The 24,752-nt window shown below is 70.4% G+C and carries 23 protein-coding genes and 1 pseudogene; 13 read left to right on the plus strand and 11 right to left on the minus strand.

The annotated features are described in order from the left end of the window. Positions 1-131: 131 nt before the first annotated feature. Together PV734_RS00650 and PV734_RS00655 are read left to right on the plus strand one after the other, a co-directional pair. Positions 132-290: pseudogene (locus tag PV734_RS00650) on the plus strand (acyl-CoA desaturase); the annotation flags it as partial. A gap of 106 nt (positions 291-396) precedes the next feature. Continuing rightward, positions 397-579, plus strand: a complete 183-nt coding sequence (locus PV734_RS00655; RefSeq protein ID WP_319091491.1) for a hypothetical protein — start codon at positions 397-399, stop codon at positions 577-579. An 80-nt stretch (positions 580-659) separates the two neighbouring features. Here PV734_RS00655 and PV734_RS00660 read toward each other — a convergent pair whose 3' ends face one another. From PV734_RS00660 to PV734_RS00670, 3 genes are all read right to left on the minus strand, one after another. Then, on the minus strand, positions 660-1,586 hold the full coding sequence (locus tag PV734_RS00660) for a hypothetical protein (protein WP_319288490.1): 927 nt from the start codon (positions 1,584-1,586) through the stop codon (positions 660-662). 135 nt (positions 1,587-1,721) lie between these two features. Then, complete coding sequence (locus PV734_RS00665) at positions 1,722-2,024, minus strand: hypothetical protein (RefSeq protein WP_319091494.1); 303 nt, start codon at positions 2,022-2,024, stop codon at positions 1,722-1,724. A gap of 130 nt (positions 2,025-2,154) precedes the next feature. After that, the gene (locus tag PV734_RS00670; RefSeq protein ID WP_319091495.1) at positions 2,155-2,754 is read right to left on the minus strand and encodes a class I SAM-dependent methyltransferase; all 600 of its coding nucleotides are present in this window, start codon (positions 2,752-2,754) and stop codon (positions 2,155-2,157) included. Positions 2,755-2,906: 152 nt separating this feature from the next. Between PV734_RS00670 and PV734_RS00675 the strand changes: the two genes are divergently transcribed. The 5 genes from PV734_RS00675 (at position 2,907) to PV734_RS00695 (ending at position 7,906) form a co-directional block, all read left to right on the plus strand. Beyond that, positions 2,907-3,686, plus strand: coding sequence for an MHYT domain-containing protein (locus PV734_RS00675; RefSeq protein ID WP_319288491.1), 780 nt, complete (start codon positions 2,907-2,909; stop codon positions 3,684-3,686). 59 nt (positions 3,687-3,745) lie between these two features. After that, positions 3,746-6,280: a nitrate- and nitrite sensing domain-containing protein gene (locus PV734_RS00680; protein WP_319288492.1), complete on the plus strand. Its 2,535-nt coding sequence runs from the start codon at positions 3,746-3,748 to the stop codon at positions 6,278-6,280. Continuing rightward, positions 6,277-6,714: a roadblock/LC7 domain-containing protein gene (locus tag PV734_RS00685; protein ID WP_006382676.1), complete on the plus strand. Its 438-nt coding sequence runs from the start codon at positions 6,277-6,279 to the stop codon at positions 6,712-6,714. Before PV734_RS00680 ends, PV734_RS00685 begins: the two co-directional genes overlap by 4 nt. Before the next feature lie 22 nt (positions 6,715-6,736). Further along, positions 6,737-7,150, plus strand: coding sequence for a DUF742 domain-containing protein (locus tag PV734_RS00690; protein WP_319288493.1), 414 nt, complete (start codon positions 6,737-6,739; stop codon positions 7,148-7,150). Between the two features lie 150 nt (positions 7,151-7,300). Further along, a complete protein-coding gene (locus PV734_RS00695) occupies positions 7,301-7,906 on the plus strand; it encodes an ATP/GTP-binding protein (RefSeq protein ID WP_319091499.1) in 606 nt (201 codons plus the stop codon). 33 nt (positions 7,907-7,939) lie between these two features. Here PV734_RS00695 and PV734_RS00700 read toward each other — a convergent pair whose 3' ends face one another. Then, positions 7,940-8,368, minus strand: coding sequence for a PPOX class F420-dependent oxidoreductase (locus PV734_RS00700; protein WP_319091500.1), 429 nt, complete (start codon positions 8,366-8,368; stop codon positions 7,940-7,942). A 96-nt stretch (positions 8,369-8,464) separates the two neighbouring features. Here PV734_RS00700 and PV734_RS00705 point away from each other — a divergent pair, with 96 nt between their 5' ends. Together PV734_RS00705 and PV734_RS00710 are read left to right on the plus strand one after the other, a co-directional pair. After that, the gene (locus PV734_RS00705) at positions 8,465-8,878 is read left to right on the plus strand and encodes a roadblock/LC7 domain-containing protein (protein ID WP_319091501.1); all 414 of its coding nucleotides are present in this window, start codon (positions 8,465-8,467) and stop codon (positions 8,876-8,878) included. Between the two features lie 127 nt (positions 8,879-9,005). Continuing rightward, positions 9,006-10,022 carry a DUF6397 family protein gene (locus PV734_RS00710; protein WP_319288494.1) on the plus strand — a complete coding sequence of 339 codons (1,017 nt, stop codon included), beginning with the start codon at positions 9,006-9,008 and terminating at the stop codon, positions 10,020-10,022. Between the two features lie 12 nt (positions 10,023-10,034). Here PV734_RS00710 and PV734_RS00715 read toward each other — a convergent pair whose 3' ends face one another. Both PV734_RS00715 and PV734_RS00720 read right to left on the minus strand, forming a co-directional pair. Then, positions 10,035-10,904: an acyl-CoA thioesterase II gene (locus PV734_RS00715; protein WP_319091503.1), complete on the minus strand. Its 870-nt coding sequence runs from the start codon at positions 10,902-10,904 to the stop codon at positions 10,035-10,037. 19 nt (positions 10,905-10,923) lie between these two features. Further along, the gene (locus PV734_RS00720; protein WP_319091505.1) at positions 10,924-13,437 is read right to left on the minus strand and encodes a DEAD/DEAH box helicase; all 2,514 of its coding nucleotides are present in this window, start codon (positions 13,435-13,437) and stop codon (positions 10,924-10,926) included. Positions 13,438-13,582: 145 nt separating this feature from the next. On the opposite strand from PV734_RS00720, the gene PV734_RS00725 reads away from it, so the two are divergent. Then, positions 13,583-14,377, plus strand: a complete 795-nt coding sequence (locus PV734_RS00725; RefSeq protein WP_319091506.1) for a metal-dependent hydrolase — start codon at positions 13,583-13,585, stop codon at positions 14,375-14,377. A gap of 38 nt (positions 14,378-14,415) precedes the next feature. Here the strand turns inward: PV734_RS00725 and PV734_RS00730 are convergent, their stop codons facing one another. The 4 genes from PV734_RS00730 to PV734_RS00745 all read right to left on the minus strand — a co-directional run bounded on the left by PV734_RS00730 (position 14,416) and on the right by PV734_RS00745 (position 18,947). Next, entirely contained in the window at positions 14,416-14,673 is a 258-nt protein-coding gene (locus PV734_RS00730; protein ID WP_319091507.1) for a type B 50S ribosomal protein L31, read from the minus strand. Between the two features lie 60 nt (positions 14,674-14,733). Next, entirely contained in the window at positions 14,734-15,204 is a 471-nt protein-coding gene (locus tag PV734_RS00735; RefSeq protein ID WP_319091508.1) for a DUF5709 domain-containing protein, read from the minus strand. Positions 15,205-15,345: 141 nt separating this feature from the next. After that, a complete protein-coding gene (locus PV734_RS00740; protein WP_319288495.1) occupies positions 15,346-17,127 on the minus strand; it encodes an ABC transporter ATP-binding protein in 1,782 nt (593 codons plus the stop codon). Further along, positions 17,124-18,947, minus strand: coding sequence for an ABC transporter ATP-binding protein (locus tag PV734_RS00745; protein WP_319091510.1), 1,824 nt, complete (start codon positions 18,945-18,947; stop codon positions 17,124-17,126). Before PV734_RS00745 ends, PV734_RS00740 begins: the two co-directional genes overlap by 4 nt. Positions 18,948-19,150: 203 nt before the next feature. On the opposite strand from PV734_RS00745, the gene PV734_RS00750 reads away from it, so the two are divergent. Further along, positions 19,151-20,788 carry a peptide-N4-asparagine amidase gene (locus PV734_RS00750; RefSeq protein WP_319091511.1) on the plus strand — a complete coding sequence of 546 codons (1,638 nt, stop codon included), beginning with the start codon at positions 19,151-19,153 and terminating at the stop codon, positions 20,786-20,788. 142 nt (positions 20,789-20,930) lie between these two features. Further along, the gene (locus PV734_RS00755) at positions 20,931-22,307 is read left to right on the plus strand and encodes a cation:dicarboxylate symporter family transporter (protein WP_319091512.1); all 1,377 of its coding nucleotides are present in this window, start codon (positions 20,931-20,933) and stop codon (positions 22,305-22,307) included. 71 nt (positions 22,308-22,378) lie between these two features. Here PV734_RS00755 and PV734_RS00760 read toward each other — a convergent pair whose 3' ends face one another. Continuing rightward, on the minus strand, positions 22,379-22,849 hold the full coding sequence (locus tag PV734_RS00760; RefSeq protein WP_319091513.1) for a MarR family transcriptional regulator: 471 nt from the start codon (positions 22,847-22,849) through the stop codon (positions 22,379-22,381). Positions 22,850-22,946: 97 nt separating this feature from the next. On the opposite strand from PV734_RS00760, the gene PV734_RS00765 reads away from it, so the two are divergent. Then, positions 22,947-24,746, plus strand: coding sequence for an ABC transporter ATP-binding protein (locus tag PV734_RS00765; RefSeq protein ID WP_319091514.1), 1,800 nt, complete (start codon positions 22,947-22,949; stop codon positions 24,744-24,746). The last annotated feature ends 6 nt before the right edge of the window (positions 24,747-24,752 follow it).

The following is a 24,752-nucleotide window of genomic DNA, read 5'->3' on the forward strand; positions in this document are numbered from 1 at the left end:
GTACGCGTCGCCGAGGGTACAGCACCCCTGATGGCACCAGGGAATTCTCCCGCCGGGAGACGGGTGGTGGTGCCAGGGTCGCCACGGGCGCCGTTTCGTACGTTTCCTCAGGTCGGCCCGATCCATCTCTTCCGAGCATGCCCCGCACCCATCTGCGGCTCGCCCGGCCGACGGTGCGCGCCTACTGCCGTGAGGTGGGTATGCCCTTTACGGAGACAGGGCTCGTCGACTCGCACCGGCAGGCCCTGCGGCACATGTACGAGGTGGGAGAGCCCCTCAGGGGCGAGTAGGGGTCGAATCTCAGGGACGTCTCAGGGGCGTGGTCCGGAACCGTGCGAGGCGCGGGCCCGTTTTTCAGAGCAGAGAGCGGCACTGGCCGCGAAGGAGGCGACACTCATGTCGAGGAACGCGAAGATCGCCGCAGGGGGCGTGGCAGTCGGGATCATCCTGTTGTTCTGGCTGCCGTGGTGGGCCGCGCTGCTGATAGTGCTGGGAGTCCCGGCAGCCGCCTACCTCACGCTGGACCCCGCCCAGCGGCGCAGGCTGCGCCGCGTCACACGCAAGGAGATCGGTCGCTGAGGGGGCGTCGCCCGATGTCCCGCGCCCACTGCCGCTGACCCTCCGAAGGGCCCGCAAAAGCGCCTGGAGTACCGACGCGCTCAACTGGGGCGTACGGCCATCTTGTCGAGCGCTTCCAGGAGACCGGGCAGCTCCGGGCCCCGGCCCACCGGCAGTACCTCTCCGGGCTGGTCGTCGAGCAGGACGAACGCGATGTCGTCGGTTCTTGCCACCATCGACCAGCCGGGACCGTCGGCCCGCAGAGTCCGCGCGTCGCCCGGAGCGAAGGAGGAGCGGACACGGCCGAGGGGCGGCGGTGTCTCCACGTACGCCCGTGCCTCCGCCATGACGCGCCGGATGCCCGCGGCGGGTCGCTTCACGCCGCCGCCCGCCTGCCCCGGGGTGGCTTCGGCAGGTGCCGCGCCCACCTCGGACGTGCCCGCGGTCTCCGCGGCCCGGCCCGTGTCCGCCTCGGCCGTCACCGGTTCACTCCCGGACGCGGCCGCCCCACCACCCGCAGGAGCGAAGTCCTCGTCACCGAGCTGCTCCCGCCAGGTCGCCCACTGGCGCGCGATCTCGTCGGCGCCCAGACGGCGCTGGGCAGGGCCCCATGAGGTGGTGTCCGGCGGAGCGAGTGGCGGCCGGTCCGCGACCTCGGGGCCCGGGTCGTGCGGGGCGGGGACGTCGGGAGCCGCGACGGCCACGGCGAGAGGCCAGCCGGGCAGAGCCGCGACGACCGTGTGCTCCTCCGGCGACAGGTCGTATTCCATTCCGCAGTCCCACGACGCGATCGCGACCGCGACCAGGGAGACGTCGTCGATGGCGACGGTCCATCGCGCACCGTCGCCGTCCTGGCCGAGCACCAGCCCGTAACCGTCGGCCAGAGGCGCCAGTCCGAGCGCCGCACATGCCTCCGGATAGTCGTCGCCCAGCACGCTCGGGAACTGCGCGGGCGTCAGCAGCGCCGCAGTGAGCACGTAGAGCGCGTCGTCCGCGGTGGCGACGGCTTCCTCGTCCGTCTCTGCCATCCCAGCCTCCCCATCGGTTCTTCCGTCGGCGCGCACCCTAATCCGATCGGAAGGCTGTTGTCACGACTCCCACCCCTCCCGGAGCTGCTGCTTTCCCGCCGGGCAGGGGGAATCGACCGGATGTACCCGCTTCGGTCAGGTCGTCGGCAGCCCGAGGAGTTCCCGGGCCACCGTCCGCGGCGACTCGTCGCGCTCTCTGGCCAGCGCGATGACGGCACGGCACGCCAGCTCGTTCACCCCGAACGACAGTGCCTCCGGGGACACCCAGGCCACGGCCTCGTCCATCCGGTCCTGGTCGTCCTCCGCGCACGCCGACACATACACGGCAGCCGCCTCGAAGAGATTGTGTGCGGGTTCCTTCCGCCTCGCGCTCCCTTCCGCTTCCGAGCGCCAGGATCGGAGGAACCTCGTGATCGATTCATGGATACCGCCGAACACGCGGACCACCTTCCCCCTGTGTGGTTGCCATGGCTGAGCGTCCACCTGCCGCTGTCCAACGTAGAGTCGCGGCGCCCACGGCAGAAGAGGGCATCAGCGGTGACGCCGCCCCGCACGACGAGGGCCTCGGTCAGCCCGGGCGCACGGCCAGCGCCAGAAATCGTGCGTCCTCGTCCACGTACGACGTCATGTGCCATCCCGCACCGGCCAGCAGTGGACCCAGATTCGCCTCCGCCCGCAGGTCCCGCGAGGTGATTCGCCGGCCCTGCCGGGCAGCCAGTGCGGCTCTGCCGACCGGGTGGAACAGCGCCAGGGTGCCGCCGGGGCGCACCACGCGCGCGAGTTCCCGCAGATTCTCGCCAGGACGCGGCAGATGCGCGATCAGGCCCGCCGCGAACACGGCGTCGAGCGACTCCGAACGCAGGGGAAGGGCCGCCGCGTCGGCGAGCAGCAGCTGTCCGTCAAGGCCCCGTCCGGCCCGAAGCGCGGCCTCCAGCATGGCCGGGGTCAGATCCGCGCCCAGGACCACTCCCGAGGGTCCCACGGCGGCACGCAGCGGCTTCAGGGCGCGCCCGGTGCCACAGCCCGCGTCCAGCACACGGGACCCCTCACGCAGCCCCAGGTCGGCGACCGCGGCGGCGTAGGCGGGCCCGTCGTCGGGGAATCTGCTGTCCCAGTCGGCCGCGCGGACGGTGAAGAACTCCTGGACGTGTGTGTGGTCGTCGCTCATGTTCCGCATGATCCCGTACAGACGCGAAGTACCCCAGGGCGCGCATGTTCGAGCTGGACGCGATCGTTCAGGCGCATTTCCCTGCCATATTTCAATACCTTTCGAAATGCGCCCCCGGTGTGCGCCCATGCCCCCACTAGCGTCCCCTGGTCATGGGACACCTGGACCACGCCGCCTTCGGCTGGCTGACCCCCGCACTGTCATACGTGATGGCCTGCACAGGCGCCGCCCTCGGGTTGCGCTGCACCGTCCGCGCGCTCGGCGCGACCGGGCGCTCGCGCCGCAACTGGCTCTTCACCGCGGCCTCCGCGATCGGCACCGGCATCTGGACCATGCACTTCGTGGCCATGCTCGGCTTCAGCGTCGGCGGCACCGACATCCGTTACGACGTGCCGCTGACGATCCTCAGTCTCCTCGTCGCCATGGCCGTCGTCTCCACCGGAGTCTTCGCCGTCGGCTACGGACACGACCGATCCCGCGCCCTCTTTGTCGGCGGACTCACCACCGGGCTCGGCGTGGCGAGCATGCACTACCTCGGCATGGCCGCGGTACGCCTGCACGGCGACGTGAAGTACGACCCGGCGCTCGTCGCGCTCTCCGTGGTGATCGCCGTCGTCGCGGCCACCGCGGCCCTGTGGGCGGCTCTGAACATCAAGTCGCCGATGGCGGTGACCGTCGCCTCGCTCGTCATGGGGGCGGCCGTCAGCAGCATGCACTACACCGGGATGTTCGCGGTGCACGTGGACGTCACGCCCTCCGGCGAGACGCTGCCCGGGGCCACGGCGATGCAGTTCATCTTCCCCCTCGCCGTCGGCCTCGGGTCCTACCTCTTCCTGACCTCGGCGTTCGTCGCCCTGTCGCCGACGGCCGGCGAACGCCAGGAATCCGCGTCCGCCCAGCGACCGGTCGGCAGCGTCGCCGCCCGTCAGTGACGCGCCGCCGCCGTCGACGACCCACGGGCAGACCCCGAACCACCACGAGCGAGGAGGCCATGCGCACACCCCGAAGGACCTCGATACCCGGCGCCGGGACGGCGCCCCCGCCCCCGACGCGCGGACGACGCGCGCACGCCGGTCCGCCGGCCGACGAAGGCTCCGACGAGTTGCTCGGCACCCTGCCCGACGAGGTGCCCTCGCGCGCGGGACGCAGGCGGTTGCGGCCAGGAACCGTCCGCGCCAAGATCGTCTGCCTGCTGATGGTGCCGGTTGTCTCGCTGCTCGCGCTGTGGGCCTACGCCACCGTCACCACGGCCCAGGACGTCGCCCGGCTGCGGCAGTCGCAGCGCGTCGACTCCCAGGTGCGCGCCCCGATCGCCGCCGCCGTCGCCGCGCTCCAGGCCGAACGCGAGGCCGCCGTACGCCGCGCCACCGATCCGGCCGCCGTCCCGGGACCCGAACTCAGGACGCTCGGGGAGCACACCGACCGGACCGTGGCGAAGCTTCGCCTCGGCGAGCGCAACACCGTCGCCGACAGCGAGGAACTGCCCGCCGGAGTCGCGGAGCGACTGGAAACCTTCGTCGTCGGCGTCGAACAACTGAGCACGCTGCGAGCGTCGGTGCTCGACCGCCGCACGGGATGGGCCGAGACGTACGCGCGGTACACCGAAAGCATCTCCGAAGCCTTCGCCGTAGGCGGTGCGCTCACCGGCATCCAGGACGCCCAACTCGGCTCCGACGCGCGCGTACTGCTCGAATTCTCCCGCGCGGGAGAGGCGTTGGCCCAGGAGGACACCGTTCTCGCCGGGGCGCGGCTCGCCGGTCGGCTCGACGGACAGCGGCTGCGCCTCTTCACCGGAGCCGTCGACACGCGCCGTAACCTTCTGGAAGCCACCGCCCCGGACCTGCGAGGCCCGGAGCGCACCAGCTGGCAGACCCTCGCGGCGGGCAACGCGTACGCCACGTTGGCCGCCGTCGAGGACAAGGTGCTCGGTGTCCGCCCCGGCGTCAGGGCGATCGTCGCCGCACCCGAAGCGACCTGGGCCAGGACACACGCGCGCGTGCAGGGCGGAATGCGAGCCATCGAGACGGACGCGGGCAACGACGTCGCGCACCGGGCCGATCCCTTCGCCCGGGGCCTGCTCACCCCGGCCGGCGCCGCGGTGCTCTTCGGCCTAGCCTCCGTCCTCGCCTCCCTGGTGATCTCCGTACGCATCGGACGCGGCCTCGTGGTCGAGCTGGTGAGTCTGCGCAACAGCGCCCTGGAGATCGCCCGCCACAAACTCCCGCAGGCCATGCTGAGGCTGCGCGCGGGAGAGGAGATCGACATCCGGGCCGAGGCACCCCCCGGAGCGCCGGCCGAGGACGAGACCGAGCAGGTCGCGGAGGCCCTCGCCACCGTGCACCGGGCCGCGTTGCGGGCCGCCGTGGAACGCGCGGAACTCGCCAGCGGCATCTCCGGGGTCTTCGTCAACCTCGCGCGTCGCAGCCAGGTCCTCGTCCACCGCCAACTGAGCCTCCTGGACAGCATGGAGCGCAGGTCCGACGACCCGAACGAACTGAGCGACCTGTTCCGGCTGGACCACCTCACCACCCGTATGCGGCGCCACGCGGAGAGCCTGATCATCCTTTCCGGAGCGGCGCCCGGCCGGGCCTGGCGTCTGCCGGTCTCCCTGACGAACGTGGTCCGCGCCGCCGTCTCCGAAGTCGAGGACTACGCGCGCGTGGAGGTACGCCAATTCCCCGAGGCGGCCGTCACCGGCGCCGCCGTCGCCGACCTCACGCATCTCCTGGCCGAGATCGTCGAGAACGCCGCCCAGTTCTCACCCCCGCACACCCGGGTACGCGTCACCGGCGAGCCGGTCGGCAACGGCTACGCGGTGGAGGTCGAGGACCGGGGGCTCGGGATGGGCCGGGAGACCCTCGCGGAGGCGAACCGCCGCATCGAACAGTCCGAGACGCTCGACCTGTTCGACAGCGACCGGCTCGGGCTCTTCGTGGTCAGCAGGCTCGCCGCGCGGCACGGCATCAAGGTGCACCTGCGGACCTCTCCCTACGGCGGGACCACCGCGGTCGTCCTGCTGCCCACGGCACTGCTGCACGGCGGCGCGGCGGAACGCTCGCCCCGCGCGGCGGTGGACCGGGAACGAGCAGTCGAGCGCGAGTACGCGCGCGTGCCCGCTGCCACCGCCCCGTCCCAGGAGCCGGTGCGGGCGTCGGCGGACCGCCCCGCACTCGTGGCTCCCGTACAGGCCGTGGCGGAGTCCGCCTCCGAAACCCCACCACCAGGAGTCACCGCCCTGCGGCTGCACCGTCCTCCCGAGGACCCCGGCGACGCGGAGGAGAGCGACGACCTCCCGCGGCGCGTCCGCCAGGCGCACCTCGCTCCTCAACTCCGGGAACAGCGCCCGGCGGAGCCGCCTCGGACGCCGGGTCCGGGCAACGAGGAGAAGCGCACCCCGGAGGCCGTACGAGACCGCATGGCGGCGTACCACGCCGGCTGGGTGCGAGGCGGCGGCAGATCACCCGGCCGCGGAGCCGCCCGAGGTTCCGAAACCGGCAGAGACAGCAGTGAAGGAGACCGCGCATGATCAAGGATCCGGGCACGAGGGCGGAGCGGCGCTCCGGCGAACTCGACTGGCTGCTGGACGACCTCGTACTGCGCGTCAGCGAGGTACGGCACGCGGTGGTGCTGTCCAACGACGGGCTCGCGGTGGGCGCCTCCACCGATCTCGAACGCGAGGACGCCGAGCACCTCGCCGCCGTCGCCTCGGGCTTCCACAGCCTTGCCAAGGGCGCGGGACGGCACTTCGGCGCCGGTGGCGTGCGGCAGACCATGGTGGAGATGGACGACGGCTTCCTCTTCGTCGCCGCCGCGGGCGACGGCTCCTGCCTCGCGGTGCTCACCGCCGTGACCGCCGACATAGGTCTCGTGGCGTACGAGATGGCGCGGCTGGTGAAACGCGTGGGCGAGCACCTTCACACGGCGCCGCGGGCAGCGGCCCGCCCGCCCGCAGCCGGATGAGGCGAGAGGGCACTCCGCACAGATGACCGAGGACACGACAGGCACCCTGCGGGAGCCGGGCAGCCAGTGGTACGACAACGAGGCCGGGCCCCTCGTCCGCCCGTACGCCATGACGGGCGGACGCACCAAACCCGGCCCCACGGGGGTGCGCTTCGACCTGATCGCGCTCGTCACGCTCGACCCGGGCGCTCCCGGCACGGACGACGACACCGCGCTCGGCCCCGAGCATCGGACGCTCATCGACCTGTGCCGGACGGAGACACAGTCCGTCGCCGAACTCGCCGCGGACGCCGACCTCCCCGTAGGGGTGGTGAGGGTGCTGCTCGGCGACCTCCTGGAACTGGGCTGTGTCACCGTCAGCCGCCCGGTGCCGCCCGCACAGCTGCCCGACGAACGCATTCTGCGCGAGGTGATCGAAGGACTGAGGGCGCTGTAGATGAGAGGCCCAACTCCTTGGCCAGGAGAAGCCGTTGCCGTGACGCCGACCTCGCGCACACGCTGCGACGCCGCGCGCGGAGCCACCGCGGGAGCGCGGTACACATCAATGAACGTCGACCGATGCCGGCCCTCCCGAGAGAAGTGATCGATGGTCTCCGAGCACCCCGAAGCCACGGAGGACGACATGTCCGCACTGGCACTGAAGATTCTGGTCGCCGGCGGATTCGGCGTGGGCAAGACCACCCTGGTCGGTGCGGTCAGTGAGATCAGGCCGCTGCGCACCGAGGAACTGCTGAGTGAGGCAGGCCAGTTGGTGGACGACACCGACGGCGTCGACCAGAAGGTCACCACGACCGTCGCCATGGACTTCGGCCGCATCACCATTCGCTCGGGGCTGTCCCTGTACCTCTTCGGCACGCCGGGCCAGGACCGCTTCTGGTTCCTGTGGGACGAACTCTCGCAGGGCGCCCTCGGCGCCGTCGTCCTCGCGGACACCCGCCGACTGGAGGACTGCTTCCCCGCCGTGGACTATTTCGAGCACCGCCACATCCCGTTCGTGGTGGCCGTCAACTGCTTCACGGGCGCCCGCTCCTACAACGCTCAGGACGTGTCGCGCGCCCTCGACCTCGACCAGGGCACACCCGTGGTGCTCTGCGACGCCCGCGACCGCGACTCGGGCAAGGAAGTGCTGATCCGACTGGTCGAGTACGCCGGGCGGATGCACACCGCCCGGCTGCTCGACTCCGTGAGCTGAGGCGAGGAGTACGCGGGTGGGCCGCGCCCCTCCTCAGTGGGCGACGGCGGCCTGCGCCAGCACCTTCTCGATGCGGACGCGGACGAGCAGTTCCCCGGGAACACCGTTGCGGGCACCGAACTCCTCGGCTCGCTCCTCGCCCATGTAGCGCGCGCCGATGCGCGCGGCCCAGTGCCGGACGTCGGCCAGCTCCTCCGACAGCGTCGCCCGGCCCTGGATCACGACGAAGTCGAAGGGCGGCCGGTCGTCGTCCACGCACAGCGCTATCCGGCCGTCGCGGGCCAGGTTGCGCCCCTTCACCGTGTCCTTCCCCGTGTTGAACACCAGGTCGTCACCGTCGAGTAGAAACCAGATCGGGGCCACGTGCGGGCTCCCGTCGGCGCGGACGCTCGACAGTTTTCCGGTGCGGGTGCCGTGCGAGACGAACGCCCGCCATTCCTCGTCAGTCATCTTGTGTGCCATGCGCCCATCCTGCTTGCTCGGAGGGCGGCCGTGGGGAAGTGTGACTGACCGGATCCTTCGGCTTGGAGGACCTGCCGTACGGGGAGATTCGGAAACATGGCGGAGAACCAAGGACTTGGCTGGCTTCTCGACGATCTGACCGAGCGTGTCGAACACATACGACATGCGCTCGTTCTGTCGAACGACGGGCTGGTGACCGGCGCGAGCACGGGACTTCGACGTGAGGACGCCGAGCATCTGGCCGCCGTGTCGTCGGGCCTGCACAGCCTGGCGAAAGGCTCGGGACGCCACTTCGGCGCGGGCCGGGTGCGCCAGACGATGATCGAGTTCGACGACGCGGTGCTGTTCGTCACGGCGGCCGGCACCGGCAGCTGTCTGTGCGTGCTCAGTGCCGCCGAGGCCGACATCGGCCAGATCGCCTACGAGATGACACTCCTCGTCAACCGGGTCGGCGAACACCTCGACGTGGATGCCCGACAACCCGAACACATTCCGACATCGGACATCTGACCTGCGGATATGGCGTTCCGGCAAGAGTTATCCACAGCCTTGCCGGGCCGGCCGCCAAACCGGATACGGTTTTTCCCGAGGCCGGCGCACACCGTGCGGGCCATCCACTCCACGGGGGAGACCGACCATGTCAGGCGTCAGCATCACGCGACCCGCTCAGACCGCCACCACACCGCCCACCGACACGCTCCGCACCGCCGGAGCGCCCTTCGCACCGAGCCGTGCCGCACGTGAACTGGGCTTGAAACGGCGCGAGTTCGATCTCGCGGTCCACCTCGGTTGCGTCCGGACCGTTCCCGACGAAGGGGGCGGCGGCCGACGCGTCGACCGTGACGAGATCCACCGGCTGCGCAACGACGAACACTTCCCGGAGACGCTGCGCCAACGCGTCCGAGCGGTGGGCACGGCCGACGGTGCGAAGCTCATGGAGGTGACGCCCACCCGGTTCACCCGCCTGGCGCGACTGGGCCTGGTGACACCGGTGACCTTCTATCTCAATCGCTACCGGGCCGTGGTGTGGCTGTATCTCGCGGACGAACTACGGCAGTTCGCCGCCGGCAAGGACAGCGCCCCGCTGCTGACCGGCCGCACCTCGCGGAGCCTGCGGGACCAACTCGAAGCAGGCCTGGACCTGAGGCCCCGCAACTGGCGGGGACGGCAACTGGGATTCCTGCTCCGCGCGGCCGACGACCCGTGGGCGCGGGCCGCGGTCGTGGCGTCCTTCCTCGACCCCGCCCAGGTGGCGGAAATCGTGGACGACCCCTACGAACGCGCCCATGTGAACCGCTTGCGGCCGCAGCAGCCGGCCCACGGCGTTCCGGGTTCACCCACCGCCGGTCTCGCTGAACGGATCATGACGGCGGACGATCCGGACGAGATCCTCTGGCTCCGCGCGGACCTGACCGTAACCCTCGCCGAGGCCCGCGACCACCGACCCGCGCCGCGCCCTACGTCGGAACAGACCCCGCCCGCGCACGAAGCTCCCGAACAGGGTCGCGCCAGGCCGGAGCCCCCGCTGCGGGACGGCCGCCCGGAGGTGTCCGGGAAATCCGGTGTACCGCAGCGAACCCGCGGCCTGTTGGGCCGTCTGCGAGGCAGAAGCCCACGACCCGCACGGGGCCGCAAGCGCGCCGCGCGGGTCTGAGCCGGACGACGCTCAGCCCAGCTTCCGGAACAACCCCTCCTGGACCACGGAGACGAGCAGCCTGCCCTCGACGTCGTAGATCCGGCCGCGGGCCAGCCCGCGCCCACCCGTGGCGATGGGTGACTCCTGGTCGTACAGGAACCACTCGTCCGCGCGGAACGGCCGGTGGAACCACATGGCGTGGTCCAGCGAGGCCATGTCGAAGGTCCGCGGGCCGAACAGGGGCTCCACCGGCAGGCGGACGGCGTCCAGCAGCGTCATGTCGCTGGCGTACGTCAGCGCGCAGGTGTGGACGAGCGGGTCGTCCCCCAGTGGGCCGACGGTGCGCATCCACACCGCGCTGCGCGGTTCCAACTGCTGGACCTCCTCGGGGGTCCAGAGCAATCGGTCCACATAACGGATGTCGAAGGGCTGACGGCGCGCCATACGTTCGAACTGCTCGGGCAGCGCGCCGAGATGCTCCTTGATCTCCTGGGTGACGTTCGGCAGGGACTCCGGATCGGGGACCTTCCGGGCCGGCGGCAGTTGATGTTCGAAGCTGCCTTCCTCGGGTTTGTGAAAGGAGGCGGTCAGATTGAAGATCGTGCGGCCCTGCTGCACGGCCGTGACCCGCCGGGTCGTGAACGACCGGCCGTCACGGACCCGTTCGACCTGGTACACGATGGGCACGCCCGGACGGCCCGGGCGCAGGAAGTACGCGTGCAGCGAGTGCACCGGACGCTCGCCGTCCGTGGTGCGCCCGGCGGCGACCAGCGCCTGGCCCGCCACCTGGCCGCCGAAGACCCGTTGGAGGGATTCGTCGGGGCTGCGGCCACGGAAGATGTTGACCTCGATCTGCTCCAGGTCCAGCAGGTCGACGAGTCTCTCGGCTGCGTTCGTCATGGGTGCGATTCTCCTGTGTTCACAGCTGACCGACGGCCGTTACCTTGATGACCGCACGGCCCTCCGCGTCGGACGCCACGAGGTCGACCTCCGCGCTGATTCCCCAGTCGTGGTCGCCGTTCGGGTCGGCGAAGGTCTGGCGGACGCGCCACAGCCTGTTCTGCGGCTCCTCCTCGATCATCAGCAGCCGGGGGCCGCGTGCGTCGGGGCCGGTGCCGAGGTCCTCGTACTCGTCCCAGTACCTGTCCATCGCCTCACCCCACGCGTCGGCGTCCCAGCCTGCCTCCGCGTCCAGTTCGCCGAGGGCCCCCACCTGGTCGAGCGCGGCCAGTTCGACGCGGCGGAACATGGCGTTGCGGACGAGCACACGGAAGGCCCGCGCGTTGGCCGTGACCGGCTTGACCTGGTCAGCCCTCTCCTGGGCCTCCTCAGCGGTCATCACCTCCGGGTTGGCGAGCTGTTCCCACTCGTCCAGGAGGCTGGAGTCGACCTGGCGCACCATCTCGCCCAGCCAGGCGATCAGATCCTGCAGGTCCTCGGACTTGAGGTCGTCGGGGACGGTGTGGTCGAGGGCCTTGAAGGCGCCGGCGAGATAGCGCAGCACGATGCCCTCGGTGCGGGCCAGATCGTAGTAGGAGACCAACTCGGTGAAGGACATGGCGCGTTCGTACATGTCACGGATGACGGACTTGGGGGAGAGAGGATGATCGCCGACCCACGGGTGGCTCTTGCGGTAGGTGTCGTAGGCGTGGAAGAGCAGCTCTTCCAGCGGCTTCGGGTACGAGACGTCCTGGAGGCGCTCCATGCGCTCCTCGTACTCGACGCCGTCCGCCTTCATCGCCCCGACGGCCTCGCCGCGCGCCTTGTTCTGCTGGGCCGCGAGAATCTGGCGCGGGTCGTCCAGCGTGGACTCGACGACCGACACCATGTCCAGGGCGTACGACGGCGACTCCGGGTCCAGAAGCTCGAACGAGGCCAGCGCGAAGGTCGACAGCGGCTGGTTCAGCGCGAAGTCCTGCTGGAGATCCACCGTCAGGCGCACGATGCGTCCCGTCGGGTCGGGCTCGTCCAGCTTCTCGACGACACCGCCGTCCAGCAACGAGCGGTAGATGGCGATCGCGCGCCGGATGTGCCGCAGCTGCTGCTTGCGCGGCTCGTGGTTGTCCTCCAGAAGGTGCCGCATCGCGTCGAAGGCGTTGCCGGGGCGGGCGATCACCGACAGCAGCATGGTGTGAGTCACCCGGAAGCGCGAGGTCAGCGGCTCCGGGTCGGAGGTGATCAGCTTGTCGAAGGTGCCCTCCGTCCAGCCGACGAAACCCTCGGGCGCTTTCTTGCGGACCACCTTGCGCCGCTTCTTCGGGTCGTCGCCCGCCTTGGCGAGCGACTTCTCGTTCTCGATGACGTGCTCGGGAGCCTGCGCGACGACGAAGCCCGCAGTGTCGAAGCCCGCGCGGCCCGCCCGGCCGGCGATCTGGTGGAACTCACGCGCGCGCAGGGTCCGTACGCGATTGCCGTCGTACTTCGTCAGCGCCGTGAACAGCACCGTACGGATGGGCACATTGACGCCGACGCCGAGGGTGTCGGTGCCGCAGATGACCTTCAACAGGCCTGCCTGGGCAAGCTTCTCGACCAGCCTGCGGTACTTGGGAAGCATGCCGGCGTGATGGACACCGATGCCGTGCCGGACGTAACGGGACAGGTTCTGGCCGAACTTGGTGGTGAAGCGGAAGTTGCCGATCAGGTCGGCGATCTTGTCCTTCTCCTCACGGGTGCACATGTTGATACTCATCAGCGCCTGCGCCCGCTCCACCGCCTGCGCCTGTGTGAAGTGCACGATGTAGACGGGCGCCTGCCTCGTCTCCAGCAGCTCCGTCAGCGTCTCGGTCATGGGCGTCAGCCTGTACTCGTACGACAGCGGGACCGGACGGGTCGCCGAGCGGACCACCGAGGTCGGGCGGCCGGTACGGCGGGTGAGGTCCTTCTCGAACATCGCGACGTCGCCCAGCGTCGCCGACATCAGGATGAACTGCGCCTGCGGCAGCTCAAGGATCGGGATCTGCCAGGCCCAGCCGCGGTCGCCCTCGGCGTAGAAGTGGAACTCGTCCATCACTACCTGGTTGACATCCGCCTGTTTGCCGTCGCGCAGCGCGATGGAGGCCAGCACCTCGGCCGTGCAGCAGATGACGGGGGCATCGGAGTTGACGGAGGCGTCGCCGGTCAGCATGCCGACGTTCTCCGTGCCGAAGATCTTGCACAGCTCGAAGAACTTCTCCGAGACCAGGGCCTTGATCGGAGCGGTGTAGAACGTGACCTCGTCCCGGGCCAGCGCGGCGAAGTGCGCACCCGCCGCGATCATGCTCTTGCCGGACCCGGTGGGCGTCGACACGATCACGTTCGCACCCGAGACCACCTCGATCAGCGCCTCCTCCTGGTGCGGGTAGAGCGTGAGACCGCGCTCCTGGGCCCACGACTCGAAGGCTTCGTAGAGGGCGTCGGGGTCTGCGGTCTGCGGCAGCTGATCGATGAGGGTCACGCCCCCATCTTGCCTGTGATCCCAGGTGATGGGGGAATCGGCTGCCCGTCCGAAGATCATGGCCGCTACGCTGTGTCGCCGACGGAGCGTCAGCGCGCCCGGTCAACTGGACAGCGGCGTACGAGGAATAGGGCGGGAAACGGCCATGATGGGACCAGCACACTCACTCTCGGGGGCCGCTGCCTGGCTCGGTGTCGGAGCCGCCGCGGCCGCGGCGGGCAAGCCGATGCCCTGGCCGGTGGTCCTGGTCGGTGCCCTGATCTGTGCCGGAGCGGCACTCGCTCCGGATCTCGACCACAAGGCGGCGACGATCTCGCGGGCCTTCGGACCGATCTCGCGCGGACTGTGCGAGATCGTCGACAAGCTCTCCTACGCCGTCTACAAGGCGACGAAGAAGCAGGGCGATCCGCGCCGCTCGGGCGGGCACCGGACGCTGACGCACACCTGGCTGTGGGCGGTCCTGATCGGCGCGGGCGCCTCCGCCGTCGCGATCACCGGGGGCCGCTGGGGAGTGCTGGCGCTCCTCTTCGTGCACATCGTGCTCGCCATCGAAGGCCTGCTGTGGCGGGCGACCCGTGGCTCCAGCGCCGACATCCTGGTCTGGCTGCTGGCCGCGACCAGTGCCTGGATCCTGGCCGGTGTGCTGGACAAGCCGGGCAACGGCTCGGACTGGCTGTTCACCGACCCGGGGCAGACGTACCTGTGGCTCGGGCTGCCGATCGTGCTCGGCGCGCTGGTGCACGACATCGGGGACGCGCTGACGGTGTCCGGCTGCCCGGTTCTGTGGCCGATCCCGGTCGGCCGCAAGCGCTGGTACCCGATCGGTCCGCCGAAGGCGCTGCGGTTCCGGGCGGGCAGCTGGGTGGAGCTCAAGGTGCTCATGCCGGCGTTCATGCTGCTCGGGGGAGTGGGCTGCGCGGCGGCGCTCAACTTCATCTGAGGCCGGTTCGCCGGACAACGGCTACTGAGACGGTGGTCTCAGCTCTTGCCCTCCGCGCCGCCGTATCGCCGTTCGAACGCGGCGACGCGGCCCTCGGTGTCCACCGTCCGGGCCTTGCCGGTGTAGAACGGGTGGCTCTCCGAGGAGATCTCCACATCCACGACCGGGTACGTCTCGCCGTCGTCCCACTCGATGGTCTGTTCGCTCGTCGCGGTGGACCGGGTCAGGAAGGCGTATCCGGCGGCCCGGTCCCGGAAGACGACCGGCTGGTAGGCGGGCTGCTTGTCCTGCTGCATGAGTGTTCTCCTCGTTCGAACGTTCGACGGCCCCACCGGGCCCTCGGGACAGGGGGACGGTCAGCCGGACAGGGCGTCCTCGTCGACGATGTGCATCGCGGCCTCCTCGGCCGAGGCCGCGGCGCCGTCGATACCCACGTCGGTGGCGATCAGCCCGCTCTCCCCGTCCTCGTGCGCGCCCTCGTTCGGGGCCACCAGACGGCCGGAGCGGGCGGCGCCCACCTCGTTGTCCAGCGGCTCGCCGTCGGTCCCCGCGCAGTCGCCGATGCCGTCGCCGTCCGGTGCCGCGATGTCCGGCAGTTCCTCGGCAAGGCGCTGGTCCAGGGTCTCGCCCCGACGACGCTCCGCCGCCGTCACACCGGAGCGCTCCACCGCCCAGGGCCGGTCCGGAGGGGACCAGCCGCGGTCGAGGGGGTCATCGACCCCGTCGGTGACCAGGGTGTCCTCGGCGTCCAGCAGACCCGCGTCGTCCTGTACCTCGGATCCGTCGGGCTGGTAGACGTCGTCTCCCCATCCCTCGTCACTGTCCACGGGTACCTCCAGGTGCGTGGGGACCGGCCCCGGCGCCGCCCACAGGGGCGGGCAGCCGCTTCCAGCGTTCCACTCATCGTCGGGACCGCGCAACGGGACGACGCCGAACCGGCCCCGTCCCGATGCCCGGCCACCGGTGATTCACCCGTGCCACGACCGCCACAGCGCCGCGTAGGCCCCGTCCGCCGCGACCAGGTCGTCGTGGCTGCCCAGCTCGCTGATCCGGCCGTTCTCCACGACGGCGATGACGTCCGCGTCATGGGCCGTGTGCAGCCGGTGGGCGATGGCGACGACCGTACGGCCGTCCAGGACCCGGGCCAGGGACCGCTCCAGATGACGGGCCGCGCGCGGGTCGAGGAGCGAGGTCGCCTCGTCCAGGACCAGCGTGTGCGGGTCGGCCAGGACCAGCCGGGCCAGCGCGATCTGCTGGGCCTGCGCCGGGGTGAGCGTGGCCCCGCCCGAGCCGACCTCGGTGTCCAGGCCCTCGTCCAGCGCACGGGCCCAGCCGTCCGCGTCGACCGCGCCCAGCGCCGCCCACAGCTCGGCGTCCCCCGCGTCCGTGCGGGCGAGCAGCAGGTTGTCGCGCAGGGAGCCGACGAAGACGTGGTGCTCCTGGTTGACCAGCGCGACGTGCGAGCGGACCTCCTCGGCGGGCATCCTGGACAGTTCGGCGCCGCCCATCGTGATACGGCCGGCCCTGGGGGCGTAGATCCCGGCGAGCAGCCTGCCCAGCGTGGACTTGCCCGCGCCGGAGGGGCCCACCAGAGCCAGTCGGGTGCCGGGCGCGACCTCCAGGGAGACCTTGCGCAGTACGTCCACACCCTCCCGGTAGCCGAAGTGCACCTGGTCCGCGTGCACGTCCCGGCCCTGCGGGGCCAGCGAGGAGTCCCCGGCGTCCGGCTCGATGTCCCGGACTCCGACCAGCCGGGCCAGCGACACCTGGGCGACCTGGAGCTCGTCGTACCAGCGCAGGATGATTCCCACCGGGTCGACGAGCATCTGGGCGAGCAGGGCGCTGGTGGTCAGCTGGCCCACGTCGATCCAGCCCTGGAGCACGAACACCCCGCCGATCATGAGCACCGAGCACAGCACGGTCACATGGGTGGCGTTGATGACGGGGAAGAGCACGCACCGCAGCCACAGTGTGTAGCGCTCCCAGGCCGTCCACTCACGGACCCGTCGGTCCGACAGCTCGACCCGGCGGTCGCCCAGGCGGTGGGCCTCGATCGTCCGCCCGGCGTCCACGGTCTCCGCGAGCACGGCGGCGACAGCGGCGTACCCGGCGGCCTCCGCGCGGTAGCCGGAGGGCGCGCGCCGGAAGTACCAGCGGCAGCCGACCACCAGCAGCGGCACGGCGAGCAGTACGGCGGGCGCCAGCGGCGGCGCGGTGACGACGAGTCCGCCGAGCAACAGCGCCGCCCACACCACACCGATGGCGAGCTGAGGCACCGCCTCGCGCATCGCGTTGGCGAGCCGGTCGATGTCGGTCGTGATGCGGGAGAGCAGGTCACCGGTGCCCGCCCGCTCCAGGACACCCGGCGGCAGCCCGACCGCCCGGACGAGGAAGTCTTCGCGCAGGTCGGCCAGCATCCGCTCGCCGAGCATCGCACCGCGCAACCGCACCTGCCGTACGAACACGGCCTGCACGACCAGCGCCGCGGCGAACAGGCCGACGGTGAGCTCCAGATGGAGCTCCCGCGTGTGGTCCGAGACCCGCTCGACGAGGTCACCCAGCAGGTAGGGGCCGGCCATGGAGGCCAGGACGGAGACCGTGTTGACCGTGACCAGGAGCAGGAAGGCACGACGGTGCCTGCGGAACAGTTCGGCCACGTAGGCGCGTACGGTCGCGGGGGCGCCGACCGGCAGGGTGCTCGCCGTTGTCGGGGCCGCCGGGTCGTACGCCGGTGGCGCCACGCCGATCATGCCGTCTCTCCGATTTCCTTGAGTTCTTCCAGATCTTCCAGCTCGTTCAGGTCACGCAGGTCGTCCAGCTCGTCGCCGACGGACGCCTCGTCCTCGGTCTCCCGGGTCACCACGGCCCGGTACCGCGGATCCTTGCTCACCAGTTCGCGGTGCACACCGACGGCCGCGACCTCGCCGTCGTGGACCAGCACGACCCGGTCGGCATGGTCGAGGAGCAGCGGTGAGGAGGTGAACACGACCGTCGTCCGGCCGGCGCGCAACTCCCGCACCCCGTCCGCGATCCGGGCCTCGGTGTGCGAGTCGACCGCCGAGGTCGGTTCGTCGAGTACGAGCACCTCGGGGTCGGTGATCAGCGACCGGGCCAGCGCCAGGCGTTGGCGTTGTCCGCCCGACAACGACCGTCCTCGCTCGGTGATCCGCGCGTCCAAGGGGTCCTCCGCGTCCAGCGAGCCCTGCACGAGCGCCTCCAGCACGTCCCCGCACTGTGCGGCGGCCAGCGCGTCGGCGGCGCTCACCGCACCCGAGGAGGGCACGTCGAGCAGTTCGCGCAGCGAACCGGAGAGCAGCACAGGGTCCTTGTCCTGGACGAGGACGGCCGTGCGGGTGCTGGAGAGCGGCAGTTCGTCCAGCGGCACGCCACCGAGGAGTGCCGAGGTGCCCTTCTCGGAAGGATGTCCGCCGAGCCGCTCCGCGAGCAGACCCGCCGCGTCCGGATCGCCGCACACCACGGCGGTCAGACACCCGGCGGGTGCCAGCAGCCCGGTCGCGGGGTCGTACAGATCCCCGGCCGGCACCATCGCGTCGAGTGAGCCGGCGGTGTCCGTGGCGCGCTCCAGGGAAAGCACCCGCGCGGCCCGTTTCGCGGAGGGTCGGGAGAAGGAGTACGCCATGGCGATCTCCTCGAAGTGCCGCAGCGGATACGACAGCAGCATGACCGCGCTGTACACGGTGACCAGTTCTCCGACGGTGATCCGGCCCTGCCTGGCCAGATGTACGCCGTGCCAGACGACCGCGACCATCAGCAGGCCCGGCAGCAGCACCTGGATCGCCGAGATCAGTGCCCACATACGGGCGCTGCGCACGGCCGCGTGCCGTACTTCCTGCGAGGCCCGGCGATAGCGGTCGAGGAAGAGTTCCTCGCCGCCGATACCGCGCAGCACCCGCAGTCCCGCGACGGTGTCCGAGGCCAGTTCGGTGGCGCGGCCCGCCTTCTCGCGCTGGAAGTCGGCCCGCCGGGTGGCCCTGGGCAGCAGCGGCAGTACCGCCAGGGCGAGGACCGGGATGCCCACGGCGACGACGATGCCGAGTGCCGGCTGGTAGACGTAGAGGCCGACGCAGACGAGGACGACGGTCAGGGCGGCGGCGGTGAACCGGGAGACGGCCTCGACGAACCAGCCGATCTTCTCCACGTCCCCGGTGGAGACGGCGACGATCTCACCGGCCGCGACCCGTCGCGTCAGCGCGGAGCCCAACTGGGCGGTCCTGCGGGCCAGCAGTTGCTGGACCCGGGCGGCCGCCGTGATCCAGTTGGTCACCGCGGCCCGGTGCAGCATGCTGTCGCCGAGCGCGATGGCGACGCCGCACAGCACCATCAGCCCGCCCGCGAGGGCCAGCTTCTGGCCCGAGCGGTCGACGACGGCCTGGACGGCGAACCCGACGCCGAAGGGCAGCCCGGAGACGGCCACGAAGTGCACCAGTCCCCAGGCGAGGGCGGTGAGCTGCCCGCCGAGCTGGTTGCGGAAGAGCCACCACAGAAATCTGGGGCCGGAGCGTGCGTCGGGTACACCGGGGTCCGGATACGGAAGGTCTTGGATCTTCATGACGTCCCAGTGGCTCGCATCTCGCATGAGGGGGTGAATGTGGGGGTGGGAAGGGCCGGGAAGGCCGACAACGGGCCGTGAAAGGTTCGCGTCACACAGTGCTCGGAGGCAAACGGTTTTCCGGCGAGAGGCGTGGATTCGGCCCGATTGGCGGTTGTTCGCCTCATTGCCGTACGGGGCCGACTGGCCGTAGAACACCGGCCATGAGAAGCCGGATCTTCATGTCCATGCTTGCCGGAGCGACCCTTCTGGCCGGCACCCTCCTCGGGGCGGGTCCCGCCCAGTCCGCCGCCGCTGTGGCGGCGGCCGCCCGCCCGGTCGACGTTCCCGCCGAGTTCGGCACCGACTGGCACGACCCGGTCACCGCCGCGCCACCCGTCACCCGGCCGGCCGGCCGGACTTCCTGCGAAGTCACCGTCGCGGAGGCCCGGTTCAAGGACTTCACGCCCTTCGAGGGCACGTACACGCCCCCGAGCGGCTGCGGCGCGAACTGGAGCAAGGTCGTGCTCCGGATGGACGGCAAGGTGAAGGGCCGTCAGTACGACCGCCTCGGCTATCTCCACATCGGCGGCGTCGAAGTCCTCCGGACCTCCACTCCGCAGCCCTCGCCCGACGGGATCTCCTGGTCCGTCGAGAAGGACGTGACGCGCTACAGCGACACCCTGCGCAGGGCCCAGCCCGTCGAGATGCTCATCGGCAACGTTGTCGACGACACCTACACCGGCATCCTCGACATCAGGGTCACGCTGACGTTCTACGCGGGCACACCCGCCGCACAGGACACTCCCGACCGCGTTCTCACCCTCCGCGACGGCACCCTCACCACCCCGCGCAACAGTGAACGCATCGTCGCCGAGGTGTACGCGACGGGGTCCGGCGGCGGCTGCGAGGAGTACTGGTACCTCACGGTCCCGGACGCCGCTCCCTACTCCTGCAAGGCGGCGGGTGGCCCGTACCGCGAGGTGCAGATCAAGGTCGACGGCCAACTGGCCGGAATCGCCGCCCCGTTCCCGACCGTGTGGACAGGCGGCTGGTCCAACCCCTTTCTCTGGTACGTGATCCCGGGACCGCGCGCCTTCGACATCAAACCGATCGAATACGATCTGACACCGTTCGCCGGGCTTCTCAACGACGGCCGTCCGCACGACGTGGAGGTCTCCGTCGTGGGCGTCCCACAGGGGCAGGCGGGCTGGAGCACCCCCGTCAACGTCCTCGTCTGGCAGGACACCGAGCGTGCTCGGGTGACCGGACGACTCATCGCCCACCGCGCGGGTGACCTCGTAAACTCCTCCACGTACACCCCCGGTTCGGCCGACCGGCAACACCGCCTCGACACCGACGGTGCGCACCGTCTGACCGTCGCCGGGTACGTCGACACCTCGCACGGCCGGGTCGTCACCACCGTCAGCCGTGCCCTCACCAACACCTCCACGCACCGCTGGACCGACGGCGAGAACACCGACGGCCTCACCGCCACCTGGACGGACGCCGAGAACGTCACCGTCGACGGGCGCGGGCCGGCCGGAACGACCCGCACGGCCCGGACGTACACGATGGACGGCACGACCACGCTCGGCGCGGGCGACCGGCTGCGGACCGTGCTGACACTGGGCGACCGGGAGGCCGTCACCGAGACCTCGGCGGGCCGGCGTACGGCGTGGTCGTGGCTCGACGACGCGTACACGGGCGACGCGACGTTTACGGCGAACGTGCCGCGCGACCAGCGTCACGCCGTCGGGACGACGAGCGAGCGCTACCGGCTGTACGGCTCGGCGGGATGTCACGACCGTGCGCTGGTGACCGTGCAGGGGGTGCTCACGGAGGACCGCGACCGCTGCTGACAGTGCGGTGAGCGTGCTGTGGTGGCGGCCGATGATTTACACGGCCGTCATACGCAGGTCGCAGACGGCGCGAACAGCTGATCAATAGTGTGCGACGCGGAAGCAGTTTTCCGCATCCCAGAAACTTCTTGGAGGAGTGCTCGTGCCGCAGTCCGTACCGTCCCTGCCGCGACGCGTCGCACGCATACTGCGTACCTCACTGTTCGCGCAGGTTGCCTGCGCGCTCGTGCTCGGCATCGTCGTCGGGAAGCTGTGGCCCGACGTGGCCACGGATCTCAAGCCGCTCGGCGACGGTTTCACCCGGCTCATCAAGACGATCATCTCGCCGCTCGTGTTCTGCGTGGTCGTCGTCGGCATCGCCAAGGCCGGAGACCTCAAGGCGTTCGGCCGCATCGGGCTCAAGGCCCTGATCTGGTTCGAGGTGGCGAGCACGCTCGCCCTGATCATCGGGCTGCTCGCCGCCAACCTCGTGCAGCCCGGCTCGGGGATGAACGTCGACCCGTCCACGCTCGACACCTCGGCGGTCGACGCGAAGACGGGCGGCGGCTCACTGCCCTCCACGACCGAGTTCATCGTCAACGCCATACCCACCAGCTTCATCGGCGCCTTCGCCGAGAACGAACTCCTCCAGGTGCTGATCCTGGCCTGTCTGGTGGGTGCCGCACTGCTCCATCTCGGCCACACCAAGGTGCCGAAGGTGCTGCCCGCCGTCGAGCAGGCCCAGGAGATCATCTTCGCGGTCGTCGGCTTCATCATGCGCCTCGCCCCGATCGCCGTGTTCGGCGCGATGGCCGTCCTGATCGGGCAGTACGGACTCGGCGTGATCGAGACCTACGCCAAGTTGATCATCCTCTGCTACGCGGCTGCCGCGCTCTTCGTCGCGCTGCTGGCCGTCGCCCTCAAGATGGTCACCGGGCTCAGCCTCTGGAAGTTCCTCCGCTACATCCGTGAGGAGATGCTCCTCGCGCTGGGCACCGCGTCCACCGAGTCCGTGATGCCCCGCGTGATGCTGAAGCTGCGCAAGGCCGGTGCCCGCGACGACGCCGTGGGGCTGGTGCTGCCCACCGGGTACTCCTTCAACCTCGACGGCGCCTCGCTCTATCTCTCCATCGGCACCCTGTTCATCGCCCAGGCCGTGGGTGTGGACCTCAGCCTCGGCCAGCAGATCACCGTGGTCCTGGTGCTCATGCTCACCAGCAAGGGCATGGCCGGCATTCCCGGTTCGGCCTTCCTCGCCCTGTCCGCGACCGCCTCCTCGCTCGGCGCCATCCCGGCCGGAGCCGTCGCCCTGCTCCTCGGCGTCGACCGCATCATGGACTCGATGCGCGTCGTCACGAACCTGCTCGGCAACTGCGTCGCCGTCTTCGCGGTCTCCCGCTGGGAGGGCGCCCTGGACCTGGAGCGCGCGAGGAAGGTGCTGGACCGGGAAATCGTGATCACCGAAGAGGCTGAGGACGATGAGAACGGCGCGGAGGCCGAGGCGTCCGACGTCGACCACGTGAAGGAACCCGCGAGCTGACCTGTCCCGCTGATACGGGCCGTGGGTCTTCTCCGGTGGTCACCGGAGAAGACCCACGGCCCGTATCCATGTCAGCAGTGGCGCTCGGGCGGCGCGCCGACGCCGTCCGTCAGCGTGTCCAGCAGTCCCCCCAGTACCGTCCGCTGTTCGTTCGTCAGTGGCGCCAGAATCTCCTCCGCCGCCGCCCTGCGGGCTCCGCGCAACTCGCTCAGCGCCTTTCGTCCGTCGTCCGTGAGTTCGATCCGGATGACCCGACGGTTGTCGGGATCGGGCACCCGGCGCACCCTGCCGCTCGCCTCCAGTGCGTCCACCAGCGTCGTCACCGCCCGGGGTACGACCTCCAGATGCTCCGCCAGATCGGCCATCCGGGGCGGAGTGCCATGGCGCTGGAGGTGGTGCGAGAGGCTGCGCAGCAGCCGGGACTGGGCCGGGGTGATGCCGACTCCGCGCTGTTCCAGCTGGTGTTTGTGGATGCGGTGCAGACGGCGGGTCAGGCTCAGCAACTGGTCGGCGAGCGGACCGTCGGCGTCGGGGGAACTCATACGGGAACAATATCAGGATGCAGTTCATTGTGAGTATAGGTAACAATGAGCTAAGCTCCGGCAGTCGTCTTCGTCGCCGGTTCTCCCGAAGGAGCCCATGAAGCCCGAACAATCCACCTGGACCCCCTCCGCCGACTCGGCGGAGCAGCCGCGCCAGGTCCGCCGCATCCTGAAACTCTTCCGCCCCTACCGCGGCCGACTCGCCGTGGTCGGCCTGTTGGTGGCCGCCGCGTCCCTCGTGTCCGTCGCGACCCCCTTCCTCCTGAAGGAGACCCTCGACGTCGCGATCCCCGAAGGCCGCACCGGACTGCTCAGTCTGCTCGCCCTCGGCATGATCGTCAGCGCCGTCCTCGGCGGTGTCCTCGGTGTGCTGCAGACGCTGATCTCCACGACCGTGGGCCAGCGCGTCATGCACGATCTGCGCACAGCCGTCTACGGCCGCCTGCAGAACATGTCGCTCGCCTTCTTCACCCGCACCCGCACGGGCGAGGTCCAGTCCCGCATCGCCAACGACATCGGCGGTATGCAGGCCACCGTCACCTCCACCGCGACCTCCCTGGTCTCCAACTTCACCAGCGTCGTCGCCACGATCGTCGCGATGATCGCCCTCGACTGGCGACTGACCGCCGTCTCGCTTCTCCTACTGCCGGTGTTCGTCTGGATCAGCCGCCGCGTCGGCAACGAACGCAAGCGGATCACCACCCAGCGGCAGAAGCAGATGGCCGCGATGGCCGCCACGGTCACCGAGTCGCTGTCGGTCAGCGGCATTCTGCTCGGCCGAACGATGGGCCGCTCCGACTCGCTCACCCGTTCGTTCGCCGAGGAGTCCGAGGGCCTCGTCGACCTCGAAGTGCGCTCCAGCATGGCCGGTCGCTGGCGGATGGCCGTCATCGGCATCGTCATGTCCGCCATGCCCGCCGTCATCTACTGGACCGCGGGCCTCGCCCTCCAGTTCGGCGGCCCGTCCGTCTCGATCGGCACGCTCGTCGCCTTCGTCTCGCTCCAGCAGGGACTGTTCCGGCCGGCCGTCAGCCTGCTGAGCACCGGAGTCCAGCTCCAGGCCTCGCTGGCGCTCTTCCAGCGCATCTTCGAGTACCTCGACCTGCCCATCGACATCACCGAACCGGAGAATCCGGTCCACCTCGACACGGTCAAGGGCGAAGTCCGGCTGGAGGGCGTCGAGTTCCGGTACGACGACAAGAGCCGCCCGATTCTCGACGGCGTCGACATCACCGTCCCGGCGGGCGGCAGCCTGGCGATCGTCGGCCCGACCGGCGCCGGCAAGTCCACGCTGGGCCACCTCGTGCCCCGGCTGTACGACGTGACGGGCGGCCGGGTCACCATCGACGGCGTCGACGTCCGCGACCTCGACTTCGACACGCTCGCCCGCGCGGTCGGCGTCGTCTCCCAGGAGACGTACCTCTTCCACGCCACGGTCGCCGACAACCTGCGCTTCGCCAAACCCGACGCCACCGACGAGGAGTTGCACGCGGCGGCGCGCGCGGCCCAGATCCACGACCACATCTCGTCCCTGCCCGACGGGTACGACACGGTCGTCGGCGAACGCGGCCACCGCTTCTCCGGTGGCGAGAAGCAGCGCCTCGCCATCGCCCGTACGATCCTGCGCGACCCGCCCGTCCTCATCCTTGACGAGGCGACCAGCGCCCTGGACACCCGCACCGAACACGCCGTCCAGGAAGCCATCGACGCCCTGTCGGCCAACCGCACCACACTCACCATCGCCCACCGGCTGTCCACCATCCGGGGCGCCGACCAGATCGTGGTCCTGGACTCCGGGCACGCGGTCGAACGGGGTACGCACGAGGAGCTGCTGCGGCGGGACGGGCGGTACGCGGCGCTCGTCCGCCGGGATGCCCAGCTGGAGCCGACCGGGTGACACCAG

The organism is Streptomyces sp. AK08-02 (genome assembly GCF_033795085.1).
GTDB lineage: Bacteria > Actinomycetota > Actinomycetes > Streptomycetales > Streptomycetaceae > Streptomyces > Streptomyces echiniscabiei.